Here is a 20263-nt window from a genome sequence, read left to right on the forward strand (position 1 = left end):
TCAACGAAAGCATACAAACCATGGAAGGTGGTTTTTATGCAGCACTACGCAGTGTATTCTGATGCGAAAAAAGCGGAACTAAAGGTCAAGCGGTATAAAAGGCGGGATTATATTGAGAAAATTGTTCAATCCGGTCAGATGATATTGTAGTAGAGCGAGGCTCTTTCCGAAAGCTCTGCTTTCGGAACCTAGGTTGTTGCTTCTCCCGCTTATCTGGAGAAAGACATTGAGGTAAGCGGGACCCCGCCCCGCCTTGGCGGGGTGGGGGATTCCAACCGGGGGCGTTTTTTACAAAGGTTCTATGCACATTTCAGGTAACATCCTGGATTATCTGGCCGTGTTCGCTTCCGGCGTTGCGGTCAGTTTTACCCCTTGCGTGTATCCGGTGATGCCTTTGACCGCCTCTTTCATCGCGGCGGCCAATACCAGCGGTACGCGCTGGCATGGGTTTTTGATTTCCCTCGTGTACGTTTTGGGGATGGCGCTGGTGTATGCCGCCTTGGCGGTATTCGCGGCGCTGACCGGAAAGATCTTCGGGCAGATCCAGAACAGCCCCGCGTTCTATTGGACCATCGGTATCCTGCTCATTGTTTTCGCGTTTGTGATGTTTGACAAGATCGAGCTCCCGGCCGTCGGCCGGCACGTGCATCATAAACTTAAACCGGATCGTTGGTGGGCGGTTCTGCTCTTCGGCATGACCTCCGCCCTGGTCATCGGCCCGTGCACGGCGCCGGTGCTGGGTTCGCTGTTGGTCTACGTCGCCTCCAAACACAATATCTGGCACGGCGCGTCGCTCATGTTCGTTTTTGCTTACGGCATGGGTTTTTCTTTAATTCTCGTCGGGACTTTCAGCGGGTTTTTAAGCCGCTTGCCCAAAAGCGGGGCATGGCTTGTGCGGGTCAAACAGATCTCGGGGCTGATCTTATTGGGAGCGGGGGCCTATTTCATCTATCAAGGAATAATAAGGAGCGTGCTATGAACAAAATCGTTGTCGTGACCGTGTGTGCCGTTTTTTTGACCGTTGGCCGCGTTTGGGCCCAGGAAGCCAAACTCATGGCCAATAATGTCCAAAGCAATGAGGCGGCTGTTCTTGACCCGTCGGATAATGCCGGGGACGAGACCGTTGCCAATGATGAAGGTTACGGGACGGATGATGAGGAGTATTACGGCAGCGAAGAAGACATGGTCACCCCGCCGATGAACGCGCAAACAAATGCTGACCAGGAGAATACGGATGAAGTGAATGACGACCAAGCGATTGATCAAGGGGGCGTAGATCAAGACAACGAAGATCAAGCGAATGCCGAAAATAAGTAATTCAAAAGGGCCGGCCTTATTTTTAGGACTGGCCCTTTTTATTTTTATGGCTGCCGTTGTCCGGGCGGATGAGCGTTCGGCGCCGGCCACCGACGTGTATAACAAGGCCGTGCGGCTTTATGAGAAGGGCAGGTGGGGCCAGGCCAAGGAACTCTTCCACCGGTACCTCGCCGAATACTCCGACAGCCCTTTGTACGTCACATCTTTGTATTATTTAGGGTATTGTTATGAGCAGTTGGGGGATGCGCAGAAGGCCATTTCGATCTATCACAAGGTCATGGATGAGGCAAAGGGAGGGGACGCGTTCTGGGGGGAGATGGCCGAGAACCGCACCAAAGAATTGGAAGACGCCCTTAAGGCCCATACGCCGGATTAGGCCAATTCATCTTGGATAATGCGCGCCGCACGGGCGCTGGCGCCGGGGGCGCCGAGGGAGGCCTTGAGGACGGCCAGTTCGTTGGTCAGCCGGCCATAGATCTCGGGGGAGGACAGGATTTTCTGTACAGCCGTTGCGATGTTTTGCGGTGTGGCTTTATCCTGAATGAATTCTTCAACCACTTTTTTCCCCGCCACCACGTTGACCAATCCGATAAAAGGCAGTTTGATGAGCATTTTGCCCAGCCAATAGGTGAAGGGTGTGGTTTTGTACATGATGACCATGGGTTTTAAAAGCAGGCCTGTTTCCAGCGTCGCGGTGCCCGAGGCCACGATGCTTAAATCCATGATGCCGATGCCGTCGTAGATGGGGCCGTCATGCACCATCACCTTGACCTTGGACCGGCGCAGATGACGTTCGATCATCGTCGTCGGGATGGACTCTGCTTTTAAAAGCAGGAAGCGGTAGGCCGGATCCTTTTGGGCCAGAATTTCCGCGGCACCGATCATCACGGGCAAATGCCGTTCGATCTCCTGGGGCCGCGAGCCGGGCAAAAGCCCGATGATCTTCTCCGTCGGTTTAAATCCTAAAGAGGCCCGGATGCTTGCCGGCGGCTGGGTCAAAACCACTTCATCAACAAGCGGGTGGCCCACATAATCCACCGCCATGCCGTATTTGGCGTAAATGTCCTTTTCAAAAGGAAAAAGGACCAGCATGCGGTCCACCAGCGTCTTGATGGCCTTGACCCGGCTCTCCTGCCACGCCCAGACCTGCGGGCTGACGTAATAGATGACCTTGATGCCGCGTTTTTTGATCTCCCGCGCCAGGCGCAGATTGAACCCCGGATAATCCACCAGCAAAACAGCGTCGGGCCTGTCCTTGTCCATGTGTTTGAGCGCGCGGTCAAAGATCTGTTTGATGCGGCCAAAATTTTTGATGACGTCGCCGATACCGATGACAGCCAGGTCATGGATGTCCGCGAACAGTTCGACCCCGCAGTCCGCCATGTGCGTGCCGCCGACACCGGAGAAACGCAGGGGAAATGGACAGGACAGCTTGAGCGCCCTGACGATGCCCGCGGCGCGCATGTCGCCCGAGGCCTCGCCGGCCACGATCATAAGGTGTTTTTGCGGTGTTCCCATATTTTTTCGGTGATGGCCAGGGCCACCTGGAGGGCTTCTCTGGCTTCGGTGCCGCTGACCACGGGTTTGCGGTCTTCGCGCACGCAGTCGAGGAAGGATTCAAGTTCTTTTTTCAGCGGTTCTTCTTTTTCGATGGGCAGGCCGCGTTTGTGGATGCCGCGTTCGTCCTTGGTATACATGTTCGCTTCCTGTTTGGCATAGTCCAGGGAGATATAGGCATTTTTGGTGAACATGCGGATCTTGCGCGTGACCTCGGGTGAAATACGGCTTGCGGTCACATTGCATACGCACCCGTTGGCAAAGGTGAGCCGCGCGTTGGCGATGTCTTCCCGGTCGGTGAGCACATTGACGCCGACCGCCTGGATGTCCTTGACCGGCGATTTGACCAGACCCAAAATGATGTCAATGTCGTGGATCATCAGGTCCATCACCACCCCGATGTCCAAAGAGCGGTTGGGGAACATGTTCAAACGGTGGCATTCAATAAAAAGCGGATCCTTGACCAAGGGCTCGACGGCCACGAACGCGGAATTGAACCGCTCCACATGCCCGACCTGCAGTTTCAAGTTGTTCTTCGCCGTCAAAGCAATGAGGGTGTCGGCTTCTTTTAGGGTATAGGTGATGGGTTTTTCAACAAAGGTGTGGACCTTGTTCTCTAAAAAGAACCGGGCAACCTCGGTATGGGTGACGGTGGGGGTGCAGATGCTCACCGCTTCCAAAGGCAGGCCCAACAGATCTTTATAATTGTTAAAATGGGGGACGTGGTATTGCCGGCCCGCGGCCCCGGCCTTTTCGGCATCAGTATCGCAGACAGCGACGATATGGGCCTTGTTGCGCAGGGCGTGCAGCGTCTTCAAATGCCTTTGGCCCAGATATCCGGCGCCGATGAGCGCGATATTGATCTTTCGCATGCTTTGGATAGTAACAAAGCCCTTGTCAAAAGTCAAACCCCATGCTAAATTGCCCCTCGTGGCTAATTATTTCAAATTGCTCGCTTTCCTCAAAGGCCATCGCAGGCGTTTTTCCTGGGCGATCCTGCTGATCTTGGTCTCTTCCTTGTTCGAAGGGGTGCAGTTGTCGTTCATGCTCCCCGTCATTGACCGCATCTTCACCAATAAGAAGATCATCCTGCCCAATCAAGTCCCGTTGTTCATCCAAAACATGGTGGAAGGCCTCAATAATATTGACGTGCATGTCCTGTTCTGGGCGGTGCCGTTGATCTTTCTGGGCGTTTTTATCATTAAACAGGTCATCCTTTTTTTCTCGGACTATTTGATGAATGACATCGCCCAGGCCGTCATGCGCGACGTGCGTTCGCGCCTGTTTGAGCGCATCCAGACCCTGTCGCTGGATTATTTCAGCAAAAAACGCACCGGCGAGCTGATCGCGCGCATCACCAATGACGTCGGCATGATCGAGAACGGCATTTCTTACGGATTGACGGACTTATTCAAACAGCCCTTTATCATCCTCGTCTATGTCGGTCTCGCCTTCATCATCAACACCAAAGGCACGGCCATCGTATTTTTGCTGTTTCCCCTCATCGGCTGGCCCATGGCGCTCATCAGCAAGAAACTGCGCAAACTGGCCAGAGGCATGCAGGAGAAGATGGCGGACATCACGTCCCATTTGCTGGAGACCATTGCCGGCGCGCGCATCCTGAAAGCGTTTTGCACCGAGAAATATGAGATCCAGAGGTTCCGCCAGCGCAACCAGGATTATTACCGCATCCGCATGAAATCCATTTACAATTTGAACCTCGGCGGCCCCATTACGGAGATCGCCGGCGCTATTTGCGGGGTCGCGGTGATGCTGGTGCTGGGCAGGGAAGTGCTCAATAACAATTTGTCGTTCGGCGTGTTCGCCCTGTCCTTCACCTATATCATCATGCTGACACGGCCCATTAAAAAGCTGGCCAATGTCCAGGCCATCCTCCAGCAGGCGCTGTCCGCCAATGAACGCATTTATGATGTCCTTGAGGCCAAACCGACGGTGGTGGAATCGCTTAAACCCAGAGAGTTCGAACCCTTAAAAGACAAGATCGTTTTTGACCATGTTTCTTTCGCGTACGACAAGGAGTCGGGCACGGTGCTGGAAGACATCAATTTGGAGATCAAAAAAGGACAGCTGGTGGCCCTTGTCGGGCCCACGGGTTCGGGCAAAAGCACCCTGGTCAATCTGATCCCGCGTTTTTACGACGTGACGGCTGGCAGGGTCTTGTTCGACGGGACGGATGTCAAAGAGGCCTCGTTCAAGTCCCTGCGCGGGCAGGTGGGCATCGTCACCCAGGAAGCCATCCTTTTTAATGACACGGTCAGGAATAATATCGCCTACGGCACGTTTGACGCGACCCCCATGCAGATCGAGCAGGCCGCCACCAGCGCTTTTGCCCATGCCTTTGTTGAAAAAATGCCCCAGGGTTACGCCACCGTGGTCGGCGACCGCGGTTTTCGTCTCTCCGGCGGGGAGAAGCAGCGGTTGACCATTGCGCGGGCCATTTTGAAAAACCCGCCGCTGTTGATCCTGGATGAGGCCACGTCCCAACTGGATTCGGAGTCGGAAAAATTCGTCCAGCAGGCCCTGGACCTGCTGATGGAGGGCCGCACCGTCATTGCCATCGCCCACCGTCTGTCCACCATCATGAAGGCGGACAAGATCGTCGTCATCGAGGGCGGCCGCATCGTGGGCATGGGCAAACACGATGACCTTTTGTTTTCCTGCCCGCTGTACCGCCGGCTGTACGAAACCCAATTCCACGCCGAGTAGCGCTGAAACACATGTCCCCGTTGGGGAAAGCGCTTCCCCTAAAACGCCCCCAAGCCCTTGTTTTATGCTTATTTATATGTCATCTTTGATATATATGATGTGTGCCCCAATATTCCCTATTGCTTCGTTTCGCAGACTGTACCGGCAGTGTCGGGGGGTTATTGTGTTGACAGTTTTTTTGATCAACACCTTCGGCCCCTTACCGGCCCAAGCACAGGAACTAGTTCTGCCAAAACCCGGTGTCCGTATAGCTTTAAGTCCTGAATTCACCCCAGCCCATCTCAAAGGTATTACCATCCATCAGGACAACGCCCTTCGTTTTGATTTCCTCATTCACAGGGGTGATGAAGATCTCTCGTCCCGCCATAGCGGGACTCGAGATGATGCCGAAAAGCGGCATCAATACAACAAGCTCATCAAGTACTTCCTGGCCTCTTTGACCGTTCCGGATAAAGATCAATGGGTCAATCTCTCTCCCTATGAGAAAGACCGTATCATTGAAGGCAATTTCGGCAAAACCGAAATGGGTCGTGACCTTTTAGGCCAGGATTACCTGCTCAAACAGATCACCGCCTCTTTGATCTATCCTGAAGAAGGATTAGGCCAAAAGTTCTGGGACACCATCTATGAAAGGGCCTTTAAGCAGTACGGGACAACCAATATCCCAGTCAACACCTTTAATAAGGTCTGGATCATCCCTGACAAGGCCGTTGTCTATGAATCCGGCAATACCGCCTATATCCTCCAAAGCCATCTTAAAGTGATGCTGGAGGAAGACTATCTATCCTTAGAGAAACATACAGGATTGTCATTCCCGAATGCCCACGGATTGTCGTCCCCGAAATCTTCTGTCGGGGACCCAGGCGCTAATAAGGCGCACACATTAGGTTCCCAGGTCGTCCGTGAGATTGTCTTACCCGCCCTTGAAAAAGAAGTCAACGAAGGCAGGAACTTCGCCCAATTGCGTCAGATCTATTCAGCCATGATCTTAGCCACCTGGTATAAGAAAGCGCTTAAACAATCCCTCTTGGGTCAGGTCTATGCTGACAAAGGTAAACTGAAAGGATTGTCATCCCCGAATGCTTCTGTCGGGGATCCAGGACACTATGATATCGAAGGGATTTACCAGCAATACCTCAAGGCCTTTAAGAAGGGCGTCTACAACTACATCAAAGAAGACACGGATAAATACACCAAACAAATAATTTCCAGGAAGTATTTTTCGGGGGGATTTGACCGGGCCATGATGACAAGCAATAACCCCGCAGCCCTCACCATTGTGCATGCAGGTGATCCGGTCGATCCTGCTGTGGTGGCTCAAGCTGTTGACGAAGCAGCCCTTGGCCACGAAGACTCCGCCACGGTTGATCTTGATCCTAATGAAGTTAATACTACCATCACCACCGGACGGCCCAATGAAGCGCAGAACATGGTTAAGAATCGCATTGATGTCCGGTCACAACTAGTGAGTGACCTAGCCCAACAAGAGGGAATTTCACTTTTAGAAGCCTATCTGAAACAGGTAGGTAATGGAAAATTTCATGAGGCGTACGATGCCCTTCAATTAGCCATCAGACAAGGCAAACAGATTATTATAGAGATCGGAAGTGGCAACACGAACAATGCGCTTGCATTGGCCAAGAAAAATCCAGAAGCGTTTATTTTAGCTACGGATGAATATAAGATCAATCCAACGGGTCAAACAGTCTATAAGGATTTTGCCCTTGATTTTGAGGCAGAGCGATTGTCTGCGCAGAAATCTGGCAGCGATCCTTTAGAGGCGGTTCAAAATATAAGAGTGGTTCGTGGTTTCGCTGACATTGTTCTGTATTTACCGGATGCCACAGTTGATAGCATTGTATTAGTTCAACCAGCCAAGGAAGCGCTTGAAGAATTGATTGAGTTGATAGTAGGGGCATCAAATATGTTAAGAAAATTGCAAGGAGCTAGCATTGCTGTTTATGGTATGGAAGGGCTTGTGGATACTTATTTAGAATTAATAATTTCAAAATTCAATTTTCTTAAGCAGTCAAGCCCAGTTTTTAAGAATGTGGATCTCGGGAAGAATTCATTTTGGAAAGAAGGTATGGAAGGGGATCTTTATTTGGCCACGGTGAGTGATAGAACAGCAGTGGCCAAAGCGGCCAAGCCCGACGCAGCTATGATGACTCGAAGGAGTTTGCTAAAAACATCTGTTGCTGCCATTGGTGCCGGTATTTTAACAGGGCACCAGCTCAAGATACCAACACCAACCCCCACATCTCCTTCTCAATTACCCAAAATACCAGAAGATATACGAGCGCAAGTGCGTGAGCTGGGGGGTACGCAAATCCGTACACCAGAGGACTTCGAATTGGCCAAAGACACATTTGATAGGCTGTTGAGTCAGGAAATTGGCGGTGGCCCGTTAGAGAAAGTGGTTCAATCCATTGTTCAGGGAGTTGGGCAGCGCCAGACTTGGATGGCACGGCCGGAAGTAAGTCAGTGGAGGTACCGCTTAGGGATCAACCGGGTGCTTGGAGAAATGCACGGAGTTGATTATTTAAACCCTGCAAATCTTTCCTATCGAGAACCTCTGTTGAATTTCGATCATCCTGAAAATCCAGGTAACAGGGCGACCTATTCCAACGAAGGTTATGGCATTTACCGTTACAGCCGGCCTAACAAGGATGAAGGATTTATTGTAGCTACCCCTTATGGATTGTCGCAGGTCATAGCGGCACAGGATAGGGTGATCACAATTTTGCTTCCTGTAGCGCCAAATTCAGAGGCCGCGCGTTGGCAGCAGGCGTTTCGCGATCCTGTGGCTTCCTTGCAGCAGATGGCCGAGTACGTTAACCGTCCGTTTGGGCGTAATATCCTTGTCCAGGCGGCCTACGGTGCTCCGGCTTTCGCTGTTAAGCTGCTGCTGGAAGGGAACGCCGATCTCCGTCAAGCATTAGAAAATAAGGATCGGGAAGAAGTATATGCTCACAAGTTGCTGGACATTGCGGACAGTCCTAATAATCCTTCTCCCCTAAAAGAACGTATGGCGCTATTATTGTCGGAGATGTTTTTTGAGGGACAGGGTGTACCGATGGAAGGATATAAAGCCAGCCAATTATCAGGTGGCGATACGGCCATACGTCAGCAATTGACATCAAAAGGATTGACCATGGGAACAGCGGCCCTGATCGCTGAGAATGATGGATTGCTTGCCAATGCATTACGGGCCATCATCGAAGAATATCAAGCATCTGATTTACCCCCCGTTATTGGCTGGCCCACGATTGAGTCAGCTCGAATGGAATTGCTGCAAAAACTCGGTCGGCAACCGGCTGTACGGCCGCTTAACATTGGAGATAATTCTTTCAAGGCTTCTCAAACGGATCCCAACACATGGATTTCGGAAGTTGACGTTAAGAATGGGCCGATCCTAAGTCAGGGTGTACAGGGTTTGGTCCAGTTTGAAGGTCTTAATGCCCAGACGTCAGTCACAATGGAAATGAAGGGTTCGCTTAATGGCCGGCCCGTGACGCAGGAAGTGCCTGGCCGATTAAGTGCCGATGGTATCATCACATTTACAGTGGACTCTACGATCAGAATGGAAGGCGTCACTTTTAGTATCTCCAATCCCACGGAGAACGAGTTTGTCATGAGGCAGGCCCGCGTACGGTTTATCCTTGTCCATGTTTTCGAGCCGGTGCCCACCGAACCGTTGCCCCTGCCGAAGCCCATGCCCCGTGTGGATGGAACCACACTCCGCATGGCCGTCTTGGCAGCGTCACGTATGCCGAAATTGACCAATGAAAGCTCACCCGGTGGTATTGACATGAACTCCGCCAATTTGGACCTGCAGATCAAGCGCGACGGCAAGGGTGTGCCGCTGCCCCTGCAGTTCCAGGACATGGAGAAATTGCGAGGCATCGAGGGCTTTGTGCCGGTCATTATTAATATCGTCCCCGTCACGTCCCTGCCTTTCTTAAGCGAATTACAGCAGCACAACCCCCTCCCTAACCCTCCCCACAAGGGGGAGGGAATCATAGCCAAGGCATTATAAATAAAAAGGGACAGTTTAAACTGTCCCTTTTTGCCCCTTGTTCGATCAGGATCGAAGGTTATTTTACGTGATGCGAATGATGCATCTGGCGCATTTGTTTCTTATTGTGGTCACTGATCAGAACGAGGATGAAGCTGGCAATGGCGGCAATTGAAATAATGATAAGACCTTCCATATGTTATTCTCCCTTCTTAGAGATCAAATACACGTTGAGGACCAACAAACCTATCCCAATTATAAAGAGTACGATCCGGAATGGCAAGGGTAATTCTTTGAAGAAATAGCTGGCAACGCCAATGCTAACGATGTTCTTGCCAAGGTCGCCATAGATCTTTGCCAGGCATTCTTCAGCCTTTTTGTTGAGAGCGATGCGCATGCAGGCTCCTTTCGCTTGGTTTCCGTTATGGCGAAAGGTGGGTTTGGGACTATTTTTCTATTGTATTTGGCAGGACGTTTGTTTATACTACAACTTCAATAAAGCCGCTGCCGGGGGAATGAGCCAGGCCCGGCGGACGGTGTTTTTAACCCAAACGGTTTCGCCCCTGCCTCTGCAGCTGATACGGCGGAACCAGGAATAAGGAGAAGGCATGGCAACAGAACTGATCAAGAAGTTGTTGGAAGCAGGCGTGCATTTCGGCCACCAGAGCCGCCGTTGGAATCCCAAAATGAAACGTTACATTTTCGGGGAGCGCGGCGGCATTTACATTATTGACCTTGAAAAGACGGTCGATTGCCTCAATGCCGCGCGGGATTTCATCCGCGACGCCGCGGCCAAAGGCGCCAAGATCCTGTTCGTCGGCACCAAGAAACAGGCCCAGGATGCCGTCGAGACCGAGGCCCAGCGCTGCGGGATGTTCTATGTCAAGAACCGCTGGATGGGCGGCCTGATGACCAATCTTGACACGGTCAAGAGGTCCATCAAGAAACTCATCGACATCGAGAAAATGGAAAGCAACGGCACGGTTGACCGCCTCACCAAAAAAGAGGCCTCGCTGTTGATGAAGGAAAAACAGCGCCTTTTACGCGACTTGGGCGGCATCCGCGACATGGGCACCCTGCCGCACGTCCTTTTTGTCATTGACACCAAAAAAGAAGAGATCGCGGTGGCAGAGGCCAAACGTTTGGGCATTCCTGTCGTCGGTATCATCGACACAAATTCCGACCCGGACCTGATCCAGTATCCCATCCCGGGCAATGACGACGCGGTCAAATCCATCAAGTTCATCGCGGGTTTGATCACCGACAGCATCATAGAAGGCCGCAGCGAGTTTTTGGCGGGCAAAAAGGCGCAGGTCGTGGTCCAGGCCCAGGAAGTGGCGGGCGTATGATGGCCACCGCCAATGACATCAAACGTTTAAGGGAAGAGACATCCTGCGGGGTGATCGACTGCAAAAAAGCCCTGGAAGAAGCCAAGGGCGATTTCACCAAAGCCAAAGCGTTGTTAAGGAAACGGGGCCTGGAAATGGCGGCCAAAAAAAGTGACCGTGCGGCCAAGGAAGGCCGTGTCGAGGCCTATGTTCATCACGGCAACAAGATCGGGGTCGTCGTTGAGGTCAATTGCGAGACCGATTTCGTGGCCCGCAGCGAGGATTTTTGCACCTTCACCCGTGACGTGGCCATGCACATTGCCGCCATGGACCCGGAGAATGTCCAGGTCCTTTTGGGCCAGCCCTTTGTCAAGGACACGGGCAAGACCATCCAGGACCTTTTGAACGAACTGGTCGCCAAGATCGGCGAGAATACCGTTGTGGGTCGTTTCGTGCGTTTTAAAGTTGGCGAGTAAGACCAATCTGAGGAAAAATAATGAACAAATCCCCCGTCTATAAGCGCGTCCTTTTGAAGTTGAGCGGCGAGGCCCTGTTGGGGCGCCTGCAGCACGGCATTGATGCCGAAATGTGCGCGTCTCTAGCGCAGGAGATCAAGGAAGTGCATGAGGCGGGGGTGGAAATGGCCCTGGTCGTCGGCGGCGGTAACATTTTCCGCGGCCGGGTGGAAAGCAAGCGTTTCGGCCTTGACCGTTCGGTGGCGGATTACATGGGCATGCTGGCGACCGTCATGAACGGCCTGGCTTTGCAGAACGCGTTGGAACAGATCGGCATACAAACACGGGTCATGACCGCCATCCAGATGCACGCCATTGCCGAGCCCTACATTTTACGCCGGGCCATACGCCATCTGGAAAAACGCCGGGTCATCATTTTCGTGGCCGGCACCGGCAATCCGTATTTCACCACCGATACGGCCGCGGCTTTGCGCGCCACGGAGATCAACTGCGATGTCATCATGAAAGCCACCAAGGTGGACGGTGTTTATTCCGCCGACCCGGCCAAGGACAAGGGCGCGAAGAAATTTTCCGAATTGAAGTTTTTGGATGTGCTCAAGAAAAATTTGAAGGTGATGGACGCCACCGCGATCAGCATGTGCATGGACAATTCTTTGCCCATCATCGTTTTCAACCTTTTGCAGAAAGGCAACATCAAAAGAGCGGTTTTCGGGGAAAAGATAGGGACCATTGTCCGTTAGGGGAACATATGACCTCCAAAGAGATCTTCAAAGACAGCGAAGGCAAGATGAAAAAGACCATGGAAACCCTGTTGCGCGAATTTTCGGAAGTGCGCACCGGGCGCGCCCAGCCGGCTTTGATCGAAGACATGCATATTGATTATTACGGCACGTCCACGCCGGTCAAACAGATCGCCGCCGTGTCTTCTCCGGACCCCAGGCAGATCCTCATCCATCCGTGGGACGCCAATGCCATTATTGAGATCGAGAAAGCCATTAATAATTCGAAATTGGGCATCACCCCCACCAATGACGGTAAGGTGATGCGTCTGGTGTTCCCGCCTTTGTCCACGGAGCGCCGCGAGGAATTCATCAAGGTCATTAAGGAAATGGCGGAACGCGGACGCGTGACTTTGCGCAGCCTGCGGCGTGACGCGAATGAAAAAGTCAAGAAAGTCCAGAGCGAAGGGCATATGTCCGAAGACGATAAGTTCAAGGCCGAACAAGAAGTGCAGAAGATGACGGACCGTCATATCCAAGAGATCGACGCCTTGCTCGAGAAGAAAAGCAAAGAATTGCGCGAAGTGTAGTACGGACATTTTCGACCCACTAGCTCACCCTGGTAGAGCACTACACTTTTAATGTAGGGGTACCGCGTTCGAGTCGCGGGTGGGTCACCATAGATCAAGCCCTGACGGGCGGGTGGCGGAATGGCAGACGCGCATGCCTTAGGAGCATGTGGGGAAACCCGTGGAGGTTCAAGTCCTCTCCCGCCCATATTAAAGAATTACTATTAGGTTGGAGAGCGAACCCTGCGGAATTGTTTGCGTGGTGAGCGATGCGGCGGTAATTCAGTTGGTAGAATGCCACCTTGCCAAGGTGGATGTCATCGGTTCGAGCCCGATCCGCCGCTCCAGATTTATAAATGAAACCTTGGAGGACCAATGAAGATCACCGATTTTCTTTGCCGCGACGCAGTGACCAATAACCTGAAGGCCTCGACCAAGGCGGAGGTCATCGCCGAGATGGCCGGTCTTTTGGTGGAAGCAGGGGCCATTGAAAAGAAACACAAGGCAAAGATCATCGAAACATTGATGGCCCGCGAAGCGCTGGGGTCCACCGCCATCGGGCAGGGCATCGCGATCCCCCACGGCAAGTCCGAGGCCGCTAAAAAAATGGTCGCGGCGCTGGCAGTGAGCAGGCAAGGCGTTCCTTTTGATTCTCTCGATGGAGAGCCATCCTACATTTTCTTCTTGCTGGTCGCTCCCATTGATTCCGCCGGCCCGCATTTGAAGATCCTTGCCCAGATCTCGCGCCTTCTTAAAGACAAATTCTTCCGGGATAGCCTGAAAAGTACCAAGTCCGGCAAAGAAATGCTGGATCTGGTATCACAGGAAGACGCCCGTCTCGGTTAGTTCGCCAAGCACGCATCATGTCCAACAATAATCTTTCCAAATGGTTGTATCCCGGCATTAAAGTCAAGCGCTGGATGCTGGCCGCGTTCTTTGGCGTCCTCATTGTGGGCGTGGGCGCGGTGTTTTCCGTTTCCGAGTATCCGTTCGTCCGCACCTTCGGTACGATCATCATTGTGTGCGGGGTCGTGTTCATCGTCCTGGGGATGGGCAAGATGACCGTGTCCCTGCTGACGCTGTTTTTGCCCCGGCGCGAACGCGACATTGTCAACATCCTTTACCAGCGCCGGTATCTGGAGCGCGGGCCTAAGGTCGTGGCCATCGGCGGGGGCCATGGGCTTTCGCATTTGTTGTTGGGCCTTAAGGAATACACGGCAAATTTGACCGCCATCGTCACCGTCGCCGACAGCGGGGGGTCTTCGGGCCGCTTGCGCGAAGAGTTCAAGATCGTGGCCCCCGGGGACATCCGCAACTGCCTGGTGGCTTTGGCCGACGCGCCCGCTTTGATGGGGCAGTTGTTCCAGTACCGTTTCGCCGAGGACTCAGAGCTCAAAGGCCATAATTTCGGCAATTTGTTTTTGACCGTCATGGTGCAGTTGACCGGCGGGGATTTCCAGAAAGCGGTCGAGGAGTCCAGCAAGGTCCTGGCCATCCGCGGCAAGGTCATCCCGTCCACGGTGCATAACGTGCATCTGGTCGCCGAATACATTGACGGTACGCGCACCGAAGGGGAGGCCAAGATCCCCAAGACCGGTGTTGCCATCAAACAGCTCCTTTTGAAACCCGCGGACGCGCAGCCGACCATGGAGGCCATGGCCGCCATTGCCGAGGCCGACATTATTGTCATGGGGCCCGGGAGTTTGTACACAAGCATTATCCCGAACTTGATCATCAATGGCGTACCGCAGGCCATTGCCCGATCGCCGGCGTATAAAATTTATGTCTGCAATGTCATGACCCAGCGCGGAGAGACCGACGGGTTTTCCGCCGCTGACCACGTGCGGGTGCTGACGGAGCATAGTGACCCCAAGGTCCTGGATGCCTGCATCATCAATGATGCCCCGGTGCCCCAGGAGGCGCTCAAGCGTTACCGTGACGATCATTCTTATCCGGTCGCCCCGGACACACAGCGCATCAAGGATATGGGGTACAAGGTGGTGGCCACCGACCTTTTGAGCGTTAACGATTACGTGCGCCACGATTCCAAAAAGTTGACGCAAGCGCTCATCCGATTGATCGAATCGCAGAGAGTCATTAAAAGGTAGGGGCGATCCTTGTGATCGCCCGAATGATAGGGCGAATACAAGATTCGCCCGTACACATCAATATATGTCTAAAATCGAAAAAAATATCGTTGTCATGAACAAAAAAGGGCTCCATGCCCGCCCGGCGGTGCTGTTCGTCCAGATGGCGGATAAATTTGACGTGGCCGTGACCATCGCCAAGGGGGAGGAGCAGATCAACGGGAAATCCATCATGGCGCTTTTGATGCTCGGCGCCCAGTATAACACGCCCCTGCGGGTCACCGTTGACGGTGATGATGCCCAGCGCGCCGCACAGGCCATTGAAGAATTTTTTTCCAAACAGGAAGAGGACCTGACCCCATGAGTGAACTGGTCCTCAAAGGCGTTCCCGCGGCCGGCGGCATTGCGTACGGCCCGGCGTTCATCCTTGACAAGCAGGAATTCATCGTTCCCAAACGCACGATCATGCCCGAAGAGGCGGATTCTGAGATCGCCCGTTTCGAGGAAGCCATTGGTCAGACCCGCGGGGAGATCAATGTTCTTAAAGAAGAGATCATCCGCAACATCGGCCCCGAGCAGGCGCGTATCCTGGACGCGCATTTGATGGTCCTGGAAGACCCGATGCTGCTCGAGCAGGTGACGTCCGGCATACGCCGGGACCGGCAAGCCGCCGAATATGTTTTTTTCAATGTCATCAAACAGTATATGCAAGCGCTGTCCAGGATCCAGGATGAGTATTTGCGTGAACGCGCCTCCGACGTCAACGACATTGCCAAGCGGATATTGAAATTCCTGACACAAGAGGACAAATGGCATGATCTGGACCAGCTCCAGCAGGATTCCGTCATCGTGGCCCATGATATTTCCCCGTCGGATGCGGTGGGCATGTATCACCAGAAGATCATCGCGTTTGTCACCGACATCGGCGGGCGCACCTCGCACACGGCGATCATCGCCAAGTCCTTGAGGGTCCCGGCGGTCGTGGGCCTCAAGGACGCCACGTTAAGGGTCGGCAATGGCGATTTTCTGATCGTGGACGGAAAAAAGGGATTGATCATCATCAATCCCACCCCGCCGACCAGGGAACTGTATATCAAAGAGCAAAGCAAGATCCACGCGTCTTTGGAAAAACTCGAAGATCTAAAGGACCTGCCGGCCCAGACCATGGACGGAAAACGCGTGTCCATTCTGGCCAACCTGGAACTTTCGCGGGAAACCGACAATGTCCGTAAGTTCGGGGCCGAGGGGATCGGGCTTTACCGGACGGAATTTTTGTACATGAACAGGCTTGATCTGCCCGGGGAAGATGAGCAGTATGAGGCCTATCGCCGGGTGGCCGAGGCCGTAGCACCGTTTCCCGTGACGATCCGTACTTTGGACATCGGAGGGGACAAGTTCATTTCCAGCGTGCAGGTTTCCAAGGACATGTCGCCTTTTTTAGGATGCCGTGCCATACGGTTTTGCCTGGAACGCCCGGATATTTTTACAACACAGCTGCGGGCCATTTTGCGCGCCTCGGTGCACGGCCGCATCCAGATGATGTATCCGATGATCTCGGGCTTGAGCGAATTGCGTCAGGCCAATGCCATTCTTGAGGATGTCCGGCGGTCCCTGCATGAGGGGCACATCCCTTTTGATGATAAGATCAAGGTCGGGGTCATGATCGAAGTGCCTTCCGCGGTGATGACTGCCGACGCTTTGGCCAAGGAAGCGGATTTTTTCAGCATCGGCACCAATGACCTGATCCAGTACACGCTGGCCGTGGACCGCGTCAATGAGAAGACCGCGCATTTGTACGAACCGTCGCATCCGGCTCTGCTGCGCATGATCCAAAGGACCGTGGACGAAGGCCATAAAGAAGGCATTCCCGTGGGCTTGTGCGGCGAGATGGCCTCTGACCCGGCGCTGGCGCTGTTGTTGCTGGGCATGGGGATCGATGAGTTGAGCATGTCGCCCTCCAGCGTCCTGACCATCAAGAAAATGATACGGTCATTGAAGTTCAGCGATGTCCAGCGCGTCGCGCAGGAGGCTACACAGATGCTGACGGGTCAGGAAGTGGAAGAATACGTCAGGGCGCAGTTGAATAAATTGTTGCCGCATTTTTAAATGAGCCCACAACTTACGGAACGTAAGTTGTTTGGGCGAATTTAACCCTGCGTAGCTCCCAAACGAAAGTTTTGGAGCGAAGCAGGGTTAAGGAGCATCATGAAAGCTCTTATTTTAGCGGCAGGTTACGGTGTGCGTCTGGCAGCGGTGGCTAAGGATACGCCAAAACCGTTGTTGACGGTTGCCGGCAAAGCCCTGATCGACCATGTGGTGGAGCGTTTGCGCGCGGTCAAAGCCTTAGATGAGATCGTCGTTGTCACCAACCATAAATTTTACAGCCATTTCACCCGCTGGGCTAAAACCCCGCCTGCGGCGGGGCGGGCCCATACCGGAGTGCCGATCCGCATTGTCAATGACGGCACCGACACTCCCGAAGAGCGTTTGGGGTCGGTGGGAGACATCCATTTTGTCTGGAGCAGGGAACGTGTCCACGACGATTGGCTGATCGTCGCAGGAGACAACCTTTTTGACCAGGACCTGGGAGCGTTCGTGTCGTTCGCTCTTGCCAGGAAGCCGTCGGTGAGCATAGGGCTGTATGATATCGGTGATATCAAGGCCGCTTCCAGATTCGGTGTCTGCAGTCTGGATGCCCAAAGCCGGGTGACCTTGTTCCAGGAAAAGCCCAAGAACCCGCCGTCCTCCTTGATCGCCACGTGCGTGTACTATTTCCCGCGTCCGACCCTGACCTTGATCGAGGAATACAGGGTCCAGAGCGGCGCTTTGGACGCGGCGGGCAGTTATATCCAGTGGCTGGTGGAAAAGAAGGATGTTTATGGTTTTCAATTTTCGGGAAAATGGTATGATATCGGGAGCATTGAATCCCTCAACGACGCACAGGAACACTTCAATTAGGAGGTTTGCATGAAAGGGCGTTTTTTATTCACATCTGAATCTGTCGGCAACGGCCATCCGGATAAGGTCTGCGATCAGATCTCCGATTCTGTTTTGGACGCGGTGCTCAAGGACGACCCCAAAGGCCGCGTTGCCTGCGAAACGTTCTGTTCCATGGGACTGGTCATTGTCGGCGGCGAGATCACCACGACCACCTATGTGGACGTGCATCAACTTGTGCGCCGGACCCTTTTGGACATCGGCTACAATCATCCGAAATACGGGTTTGACGCCAATACCTGTTCGATCCTCAGCGCCATCAACAAACAGTCGCCGGACATTTCCCAGGGCGTGGATGCCGGGGGCGCGGGCGATCAGGGCATTATGTTCGGTTATGCCTGCGATGAGACGCCGGAATTGATGCCTTTGCCCATCATGCTGGCGCATCGGTTAGTCCAGCGCGTGGAGCATGTCCGCAAGAACGGCATTCTGAAGTATTTGGGCCCGGATTGCAAAAGCCAGGTCACCATTGAATACGAAGACGACAAGCCCCTGCGCGTGGACGCTGTTGTTTTGGCCTGCCAGCATACCGAGGACATTTTGGACAAAAGCGGCAAACGCATCACCCAAAAAGCCAAGCAGGAGATCATCAAGACCGTGGCATATCCCATTGTCGGTAGGATGGTCGACAAAAAGACAAAATTTTACGTCAATGAGACGGGAAAATTTGTTTTGGGCGGGCCGCAGTCCGACACCGGGGTCACGGGCCGCAAGATCATCGTCGACACCTATGGCGGTATTGTGCCTCATGGCGGCGGCGCTTTTTCCGGCAAAGACCCGACCAAGGTGGACCGTTCTGCCGCGTACATGGCCCGCTATATCACCAAAAATATCGTCGCGGCCGGTCTGGCGGAGAAATGCCTTTTGCAGGTCGGTTATGCCATTGGCTTTCCCCAGCCGGTTTCCGTCATGGTGGATACCTACGGCACGGGTAAGATCTCCGAACAGCGTCTGGTGAGCCTGGTGCGCAAGCATTTTGACCTGTCTCCGCGCGGCATCATCCAGGCCCTGGACCTGCGCAGGCCCATTTATCTGAAGACCGCGTCCTACGGCCATTTCGGCCGGCCGGGCTTCTCCTGGGAGAAGACGGACAAGGCCGCGGCATTAAAGAAGGACGCTTGACATGACAACCGCAACGCTTAAGGAGTCAAAGAAAATGGCCAAGACAAATAAAGCGGACTATAAGGTCAAGGACATTGCCCTGGCCCAGTGGGGGCGTAAAGAGGTCCGCGTCGCCGAGACCGAAATGCCCGGCCTCATGGCCTTGCGCAAGGAATTCGCCGGCAAACAGCCGCTCAAAGGGGCCCGCATCGCCGGGTGTATCCACATGACCATTGAGACCGCGGTCCTGATCGAGACGCTCGTCCAATTGGGCGCGGCGGTGCGCTGGTCTTCGTGCAATATTTTTTCCACCCAGGACCATGCCGCGGCCGCCATGGCCGCTGCCGGCGTCCCGGTGTTCGCGTGGAAAGGCGAAACGCTCAAAGAATACGACTGGTGCGTTGAGCAGACCATCCATTGGCCCGACGGCAAAGGCCCCAACATGCTTTTGGATGACGGCGGGGACCTGACGCTCATGGTGCATGAGAAATTCCCGAAATACCTGAAGGACATTCGCGGACTTTCCGAGGAAACCACCACGGGCGTGCACCGTTTGTACGAAATGATGAAGCAGGGCACGCTGAAAGTGCCGGCCATCAACGTCAATGATTCCGTCACCAAGTCCAAATTTGACAATCTTTACGGCTGCCGCGAGTCCTTGATCGACGGCATCAAACGCGCCACCGACCGCATGATCGCGGGCAAGGTGTGTGTCGTGGCTGGTTACGGCGACGTGGGCAAAGGTTGCGTGCAATCCTTTAAGGGATTGGGCGGGCGCGTCATCGTCACCGAAATAGATCCTATTTGCGCCCTGCAGGCGGCCATGGAGGGGTATCAGGTCATGGCCATGGACAAGGCCGCCAGGATCGGAGACATTTTCGTCACCGCCACCGGCTGCGTTGACGTGATCCGCGGGGAGCATCTGGACGCCATGAAAAGCGGGGCCATTGTCTGCAATATCGGGCATTTTGATTCCGAGATCCAGGTGGCGTATCTGAACAACCGCAAGGACATCAAGCGCATCCAGATCAAAGGGCAGGTGGATGAATACACATATCCCGACGGCAAGAAAATCTTTGTTCTGGCCGAAGGCCGTCTGGTCAATCTGGGCTGTGCCATGGGGCATCCGTCTTTCGTCATGAGCAATTCATTCACCAACCAGGTGCTGGCCCAGATCGAATTGTGGCAGAACACCGGCAAATACGAGAACAAGGTTTATACCCTGCCCAAACACCTCGACGAGAGAGTCGCCCGCCTGCATTTGGAAAAAGTGGGTGTTGGTCTGGAGGTCTTGACCCCCGCGCAGGCGAAATACCTCGGGGTCAAGGTCGGTGGCCCGTACAAAAGCGACCATTACCGCTATTAAA

At 53.7% G+C, this 20263-nt stretch carries 19 protein-coding genes and 3 tRNA genes; 19 read left to right on the forward strand and 3 right to left on the reverse strand.

What is annotated here, in order from left to right; all coding sequences use genetic code 11:
* Positions 1-301: 301 nt before the first annotated feature.
* Genes Q7K71_07350 through Q7K71_07360 form a run of 3 tightly spaced genes read left to right on the forward strand, consistent with a single transcriptional unit; the run spans position 302 to position 1693 of the window.
* Complete coding sequence (locus Q7K71_07350; protein ID MDO8675908.1) at positions 302-979, forward strand: cytochrome c biogenesis protein CcdA; 678 nt, start codon at positions 302-304, stop codon at positions 977-979.
* On the forward strand, positions 976-1317 hold the full coding sequence (locus Q7K71_07355; GenBank protein ID MDO8675909.1) for a hypothetical protein: 342 nt from the start codon (positions 976-978) through the stop codon (positions 1315-1317). Before Q7K71_07350 ends, Q7K71_07355 begins: the two co-directional genes overlap by 4 nt.
* A complete protein-coding gene (locus Q7K71_07360; GenBank protein MDO8675910.1) occupies positions 1301-1693 on the forward strand; it encodes a tetratricopeptide repeat protein in 393 nt (130 codons plus the stop codon). Before Q7K71_07355 ends, Q7K71_07360 begins: the two co-directional genes overlap by 17 nt.
* On the opposite strand, the gene lpxB is transcribed toward Q7K71_07360, so the two are convergent.
* Complete coding sequence (gene lpxB / locus Q7K71_07365; protein ID MDO8675911.1) at positions 1690-2835, reverse strand: lipid-A-disaccharide synthase; 1146 nt, start codon at positions 2833-2835, stop codon at positions 1690-1692. The two genes, Q7K71_07360 and lpxB, sit on opposite strands and share 4 nt — an antisense overlap.
* A complete protein-coding gene (locus Q7K71_07370) occupies positions 2808-3746 on the reverse strand; it encodes a Gfo/Idh/MocA family oxidoreductase (GenBank protein ID MDO8675912.1) in 939 nt (312 codons plus the stop codon). Before Q7K71_07370 ends, lpxB begins: the two co-directional genes overlap by 28 nt.
* Between Q7K71_07370 and Q7K71_07375 the strand changes: the two genes are divergently transcribed.
* Together Q7K71_07375 and Q7K71_07380 are read left to right on the forward strand one after the other, a co-directional pair.
* On the forward strand, positions 3721-5601 hold the full coding sequence (locus Q7K71_07375) for an ABC transporter ATP-binding protein (protein ID MDO8675913.1): 1881 nt from the start codon (positions 3721-3723) through the stop codon (positions 5599-5601). The two genes, Q7K71_07370 and Q7K71_07375, sit on opposite strands and share 26 nt — an antisense overlap.
* 163 nt (positions 5602-5764) lie before the next feature.
* Positions 5765-9640: a hypothetical protein gene (locus Q7K71_07380; GenBank protein ID MDO8675914.1), complete on the forward strand. Its 3876-nt coding sequence runs from the start codon at positions 5765-5767 to the stop codon at positions 9638-9640.
* Between the two features lie 178 nt (positions 9641-9818).
* Here the strand turns inward: Q7K71_07380 and Q7K71_07385 are convergent, their stop codons facing one another.
* Positions 9819-10016 carry a hypothetical protein gene (locus Q7K71_07385; protein MDO8675915.1) on the reverse strand — a complete coding sequence of 66 codons (198 nt, stop codon included), beginning with the start codon at positions 10014-10016 and terminating at the stop codon, positions 9819-9821.
* 211 nt (positions 10017-10227) lie between these two features.
* Here Q7K71_07385 and rpsB point away from each other — a divergent pair, with 211 nt between their 5' ends.
* The 14 genes from rpsB to ahcY all read left to right on the forward strand — a co-directional run bounded on the left by rpsB (position 10228) and on the right by ahcY (position 20262).
* On the forward strand, positions 10228-10968 hold the full coding sequence (rpsB, locus tag Q7K71_07390; protein ID MDO8675916.1) for a 30S ribosomal protein S2: 741 nt from the start codon (positions 10228-10230) through the stop codon (positions 10966-10968).
* Positions 10965-11423 (forward strand): translation elongation factor Ts, encoded by a 459-nt coding sequence (gene tsf, locus Q7K71_07395; GenBank protein ID MDO8675917.1) that lies wholly within the window; start codon positions 10965-10967, stop codon positions 11421-11423. The genes rpsB and tsf overlap by 4 nt, the downstream gene beginning before the upstream one ends.
* A gap of 20 nt (positions 11424-11443) precedes the next feature.
* Positions 11444-12163: a UMP kinase gene (pyrH, locus tag Q7K71_07400; GenBank protein MDO8675918.1), complete on the forward strand. Its 720-nt coding sequence runs from the start codon at positions 11444-11446 to the stop codon at positions 12161-12163.
* 8 nt (positions 12164-12171) lie between these two features.
* Complete coding sequence (gene frr, locus Q7K71_07405; protein MDO8675919.1) at positions 12172-12732, forward strand: ribosome recycling factor; 561 nt, start codon at positions 12172-12174, stop codon at positions 12730-12732.
* A 13-nt stretch (positions 12733-12745) separates the two neighbouring features.
* A tRNA-Lys gene (locus tag Q7K71_07410) sits at positions 12746-12822 on the forward strand.
* Positions 12823-12838: 16 nt separating this feature from the next.
* Positions 12839-12919, forward strand: a tRNA-Leu gene (locus tag Q7K71_07415).
* Between the two features lie 63 nt (positions 12920-12982).
* A tRNA-Gly gene (locus Q7K71_07420) sits at positions 12983-13058 on the forward strand.
* Between the two features lie 28 nt (positions 13059-13086).
* Complete coding sequence (locus Q7K71_07425; GenBank protein ID MDO8675920.1) at positions 13087-13557, forward strand: PTS sugar transporter subunit IIA; 471 nt, start codon at positions 13087-13089, stop codon at positions 13555-13557.
* 17 nt (positions 13558-13574) lie between these two features.
* Positions 13575-14819: a uridine diphosphate-N-acetylglucosamine-binding protein YvcK gene (yvcK, locus tag Q7K71_07430; protein ID MDO8675921.1), complete on the forward strand. Its 1245-nt coding sequence runs from the start codon at positions 13575-13577 to the stop codon at positions 14817-14819.
* Between the two features lie 64 nt (positions 14820-14883).
* Positions 14884-15162, forward strand: a complete 279-nt coding sequence (locus tag Q7K71_07435; GenBank protein MDO8675922.1) for an HPr family phosphocarrier protein — start codon at positions 14884-14886, stop codon at positions 15160-15162.
* A complete protein-coding gene (ptsP, locus tag Q7K71_07440; GenBank protein ID MDO8675923.1) occupies positions 15159-16904 on the forward strand; it encodes a phosphoenolpyruvate--protein phosphotransferase in 1746 nt (581 codons plus the stop codon). Before Q7K71_07435 ends, ptsP begins: the two co-directional genes overlap by 4 nt.
* A gap of 99 nt (positions 16905-17003) precedes the next feature.
* Complete coding sequence (locus Q7K71_07445) at positions 17004-17756, forward strand: nucleotidyltransferase family protein (protein ID MDO8675924.1); 753 nt, start codon at positions 17004-17006, stop codon at positions 17754-17756.
* A 9-nt stretch (positions 17757-17765) separates the two neighbouring features.
* A complete protein-coding gene (metK, locus tag Q7K71_07450) occupies positions 17766-18917 on the forward strand; it encodes a methionine adenosyltransferase (protein MDO8675925.1) in 1152 nt (383 codons plus the stop codon).
* Position 18918: 1 nt separating this feature from the next.
* Positions 18919-20262, forward strand: coding sequence for an adenosylhomocysteinase (ahcY, locus tag Q7K71_07455; GenBank protein ID MDO8675926.1), 1344 nt, complete (start codon positions 18919-18921; stop codon positions 20260-20262).
* The last annotated feature ends 1 nt before the right edge of the window (position 20263 follow it).

This window comes from Candidatus Omnitrophota bacterium (assembly GCA_030650275.1).
In the GTDB taxonomy this organism is placed as follows: Bacteria; Omnitrophota; Gorgyraeia; order Zapsychrales; family Fredricksoniimonadaceae; genus JACPXN01.

Excerpts from the sequence above, each read along its gene's own strand:
- Q7K71_07350 (MDO8675908.1), top strand. The coding sequence starts at position 302 with ATGCACATTTCAGGTAACATCCTGGATTATCTGGCCGTGTTCGCTTCC.
- Q7K71_07355 (MDO8675909.1), top strand. The coding sequence starts at position 976 with ATGAACAAAATCGTTGTCGTGACCGTGTGTGCCGTTTTTTTGACCGTT.
- Q7K71_07360 (MDO8675910.1), top strand. The coding sequence starts at position 1,301 with ATGCCGAAAATAAGTAATTCAAAAGGGCCGGCCTTATTTTTAGGACTG.
- lpxB (MDO8675911.1), bottom strand. The coding sequence starts at position 2,835 with ATGGGAACACCGCAAAAACACCTTATGATCGTGGCCGGCGAGGCCTCG.
- Q7K71_07375 (MDO8675913.1), top strand. The coding sequence starts at position 3,721 with ATGAGCGCGATATTGATCTTTCGCATGCTTTGGATAGTAACAAAGCCC.
- Q7K71_07370 (MDO8675912.1), bottom strand. The coding sequence starts at position 3,746 with ATGCGAAAGATCAATATCGCGCTCATCGGCGCCGGATATCTGGGCCAA.
- Q7K71_07385 (MDO8675915.1), bottom strand. The coding sequence starts at position 10,016 with ATGCGCATCGCTCTCAACAAAAAGGCTGAAGAATGCCTGGCAAAGATC.
- rpsB (MDO8675916.1), top strand. The coding sequence starts at position 10,228 with ATGGCAACAGAACTGATCAAGAAGTTGTTGGAAGCAGGCGTGCATTTC.
- tsf (MDO8675917.1), top strand. The coding sequence starts at position 10,965 with ATGATGGCCACCGCCAATGACATCAAACGTTTAAGGGAAGAGACATCC.
- pyrH (MDO8675918.1), top strand. The coding sequence starts at position 11,444 with ATGAACAAATCCCCCGTCTATAAGCGCGTCCTTTTGAAGTTGAGCGGC.
- frr (MDO8675919.1), top strand. The coding sequence starts at position 12,172 with ATGACCTCCAAAGAGATCTTCAAAGACAGCGAAGGCAAGATGAAAAAG.
- Q7K71_07425 (MDO8675920.1), top strand. The coding sequence starts at position 13,087 with ATGAAGATCACCGATTTTCTTTGCCGCGACGCAGTGACCAATAACCTG.
- yvcK (MDO8675921.1), top strand. The coding sequence starts at position 13,575 with ATGTCCAACAATAATCTTTCCAAATGGTTGTATCCCGGCATTAAAGTC.
- Q7K71_07435 (MDO8675922.1), top strand. The coding sequence starts at position 14,884 with ATGTCTAAAATCGAAAAAAATATCGTTGTCATGAACAAAAAAGGGCTC.
- ptsP (MDO8675923.1), top strand. The coding sequence starts at position 15,159 with ATGAGTGAACTGGTCCTCAAAGGCGTTCCCGCGGCCGGCGGCATTGCG.
- Q7K71_07445 (MDO8675924.1), top strand. The coding sequence starts at position 17,004 with ATGAAAGCTCTTATTTTAGCGGCAGGTTACGGTGTGCGTCTGGCAGCG.
- metK (MDO8675925.1), top strand. The coding sequence starts at position 17,766 with ATGAAAGGGCGTTTTTTATTCACATCTGAATCTGTCGGCAACGGCCAT.
- ahcY (MDO8675926.1), top strand. The coding sequence starts at position 18,919 with ATGACAACCGCAACGCTTAAGGAGTCAAAGAAAATGGCCAAGACAAAT.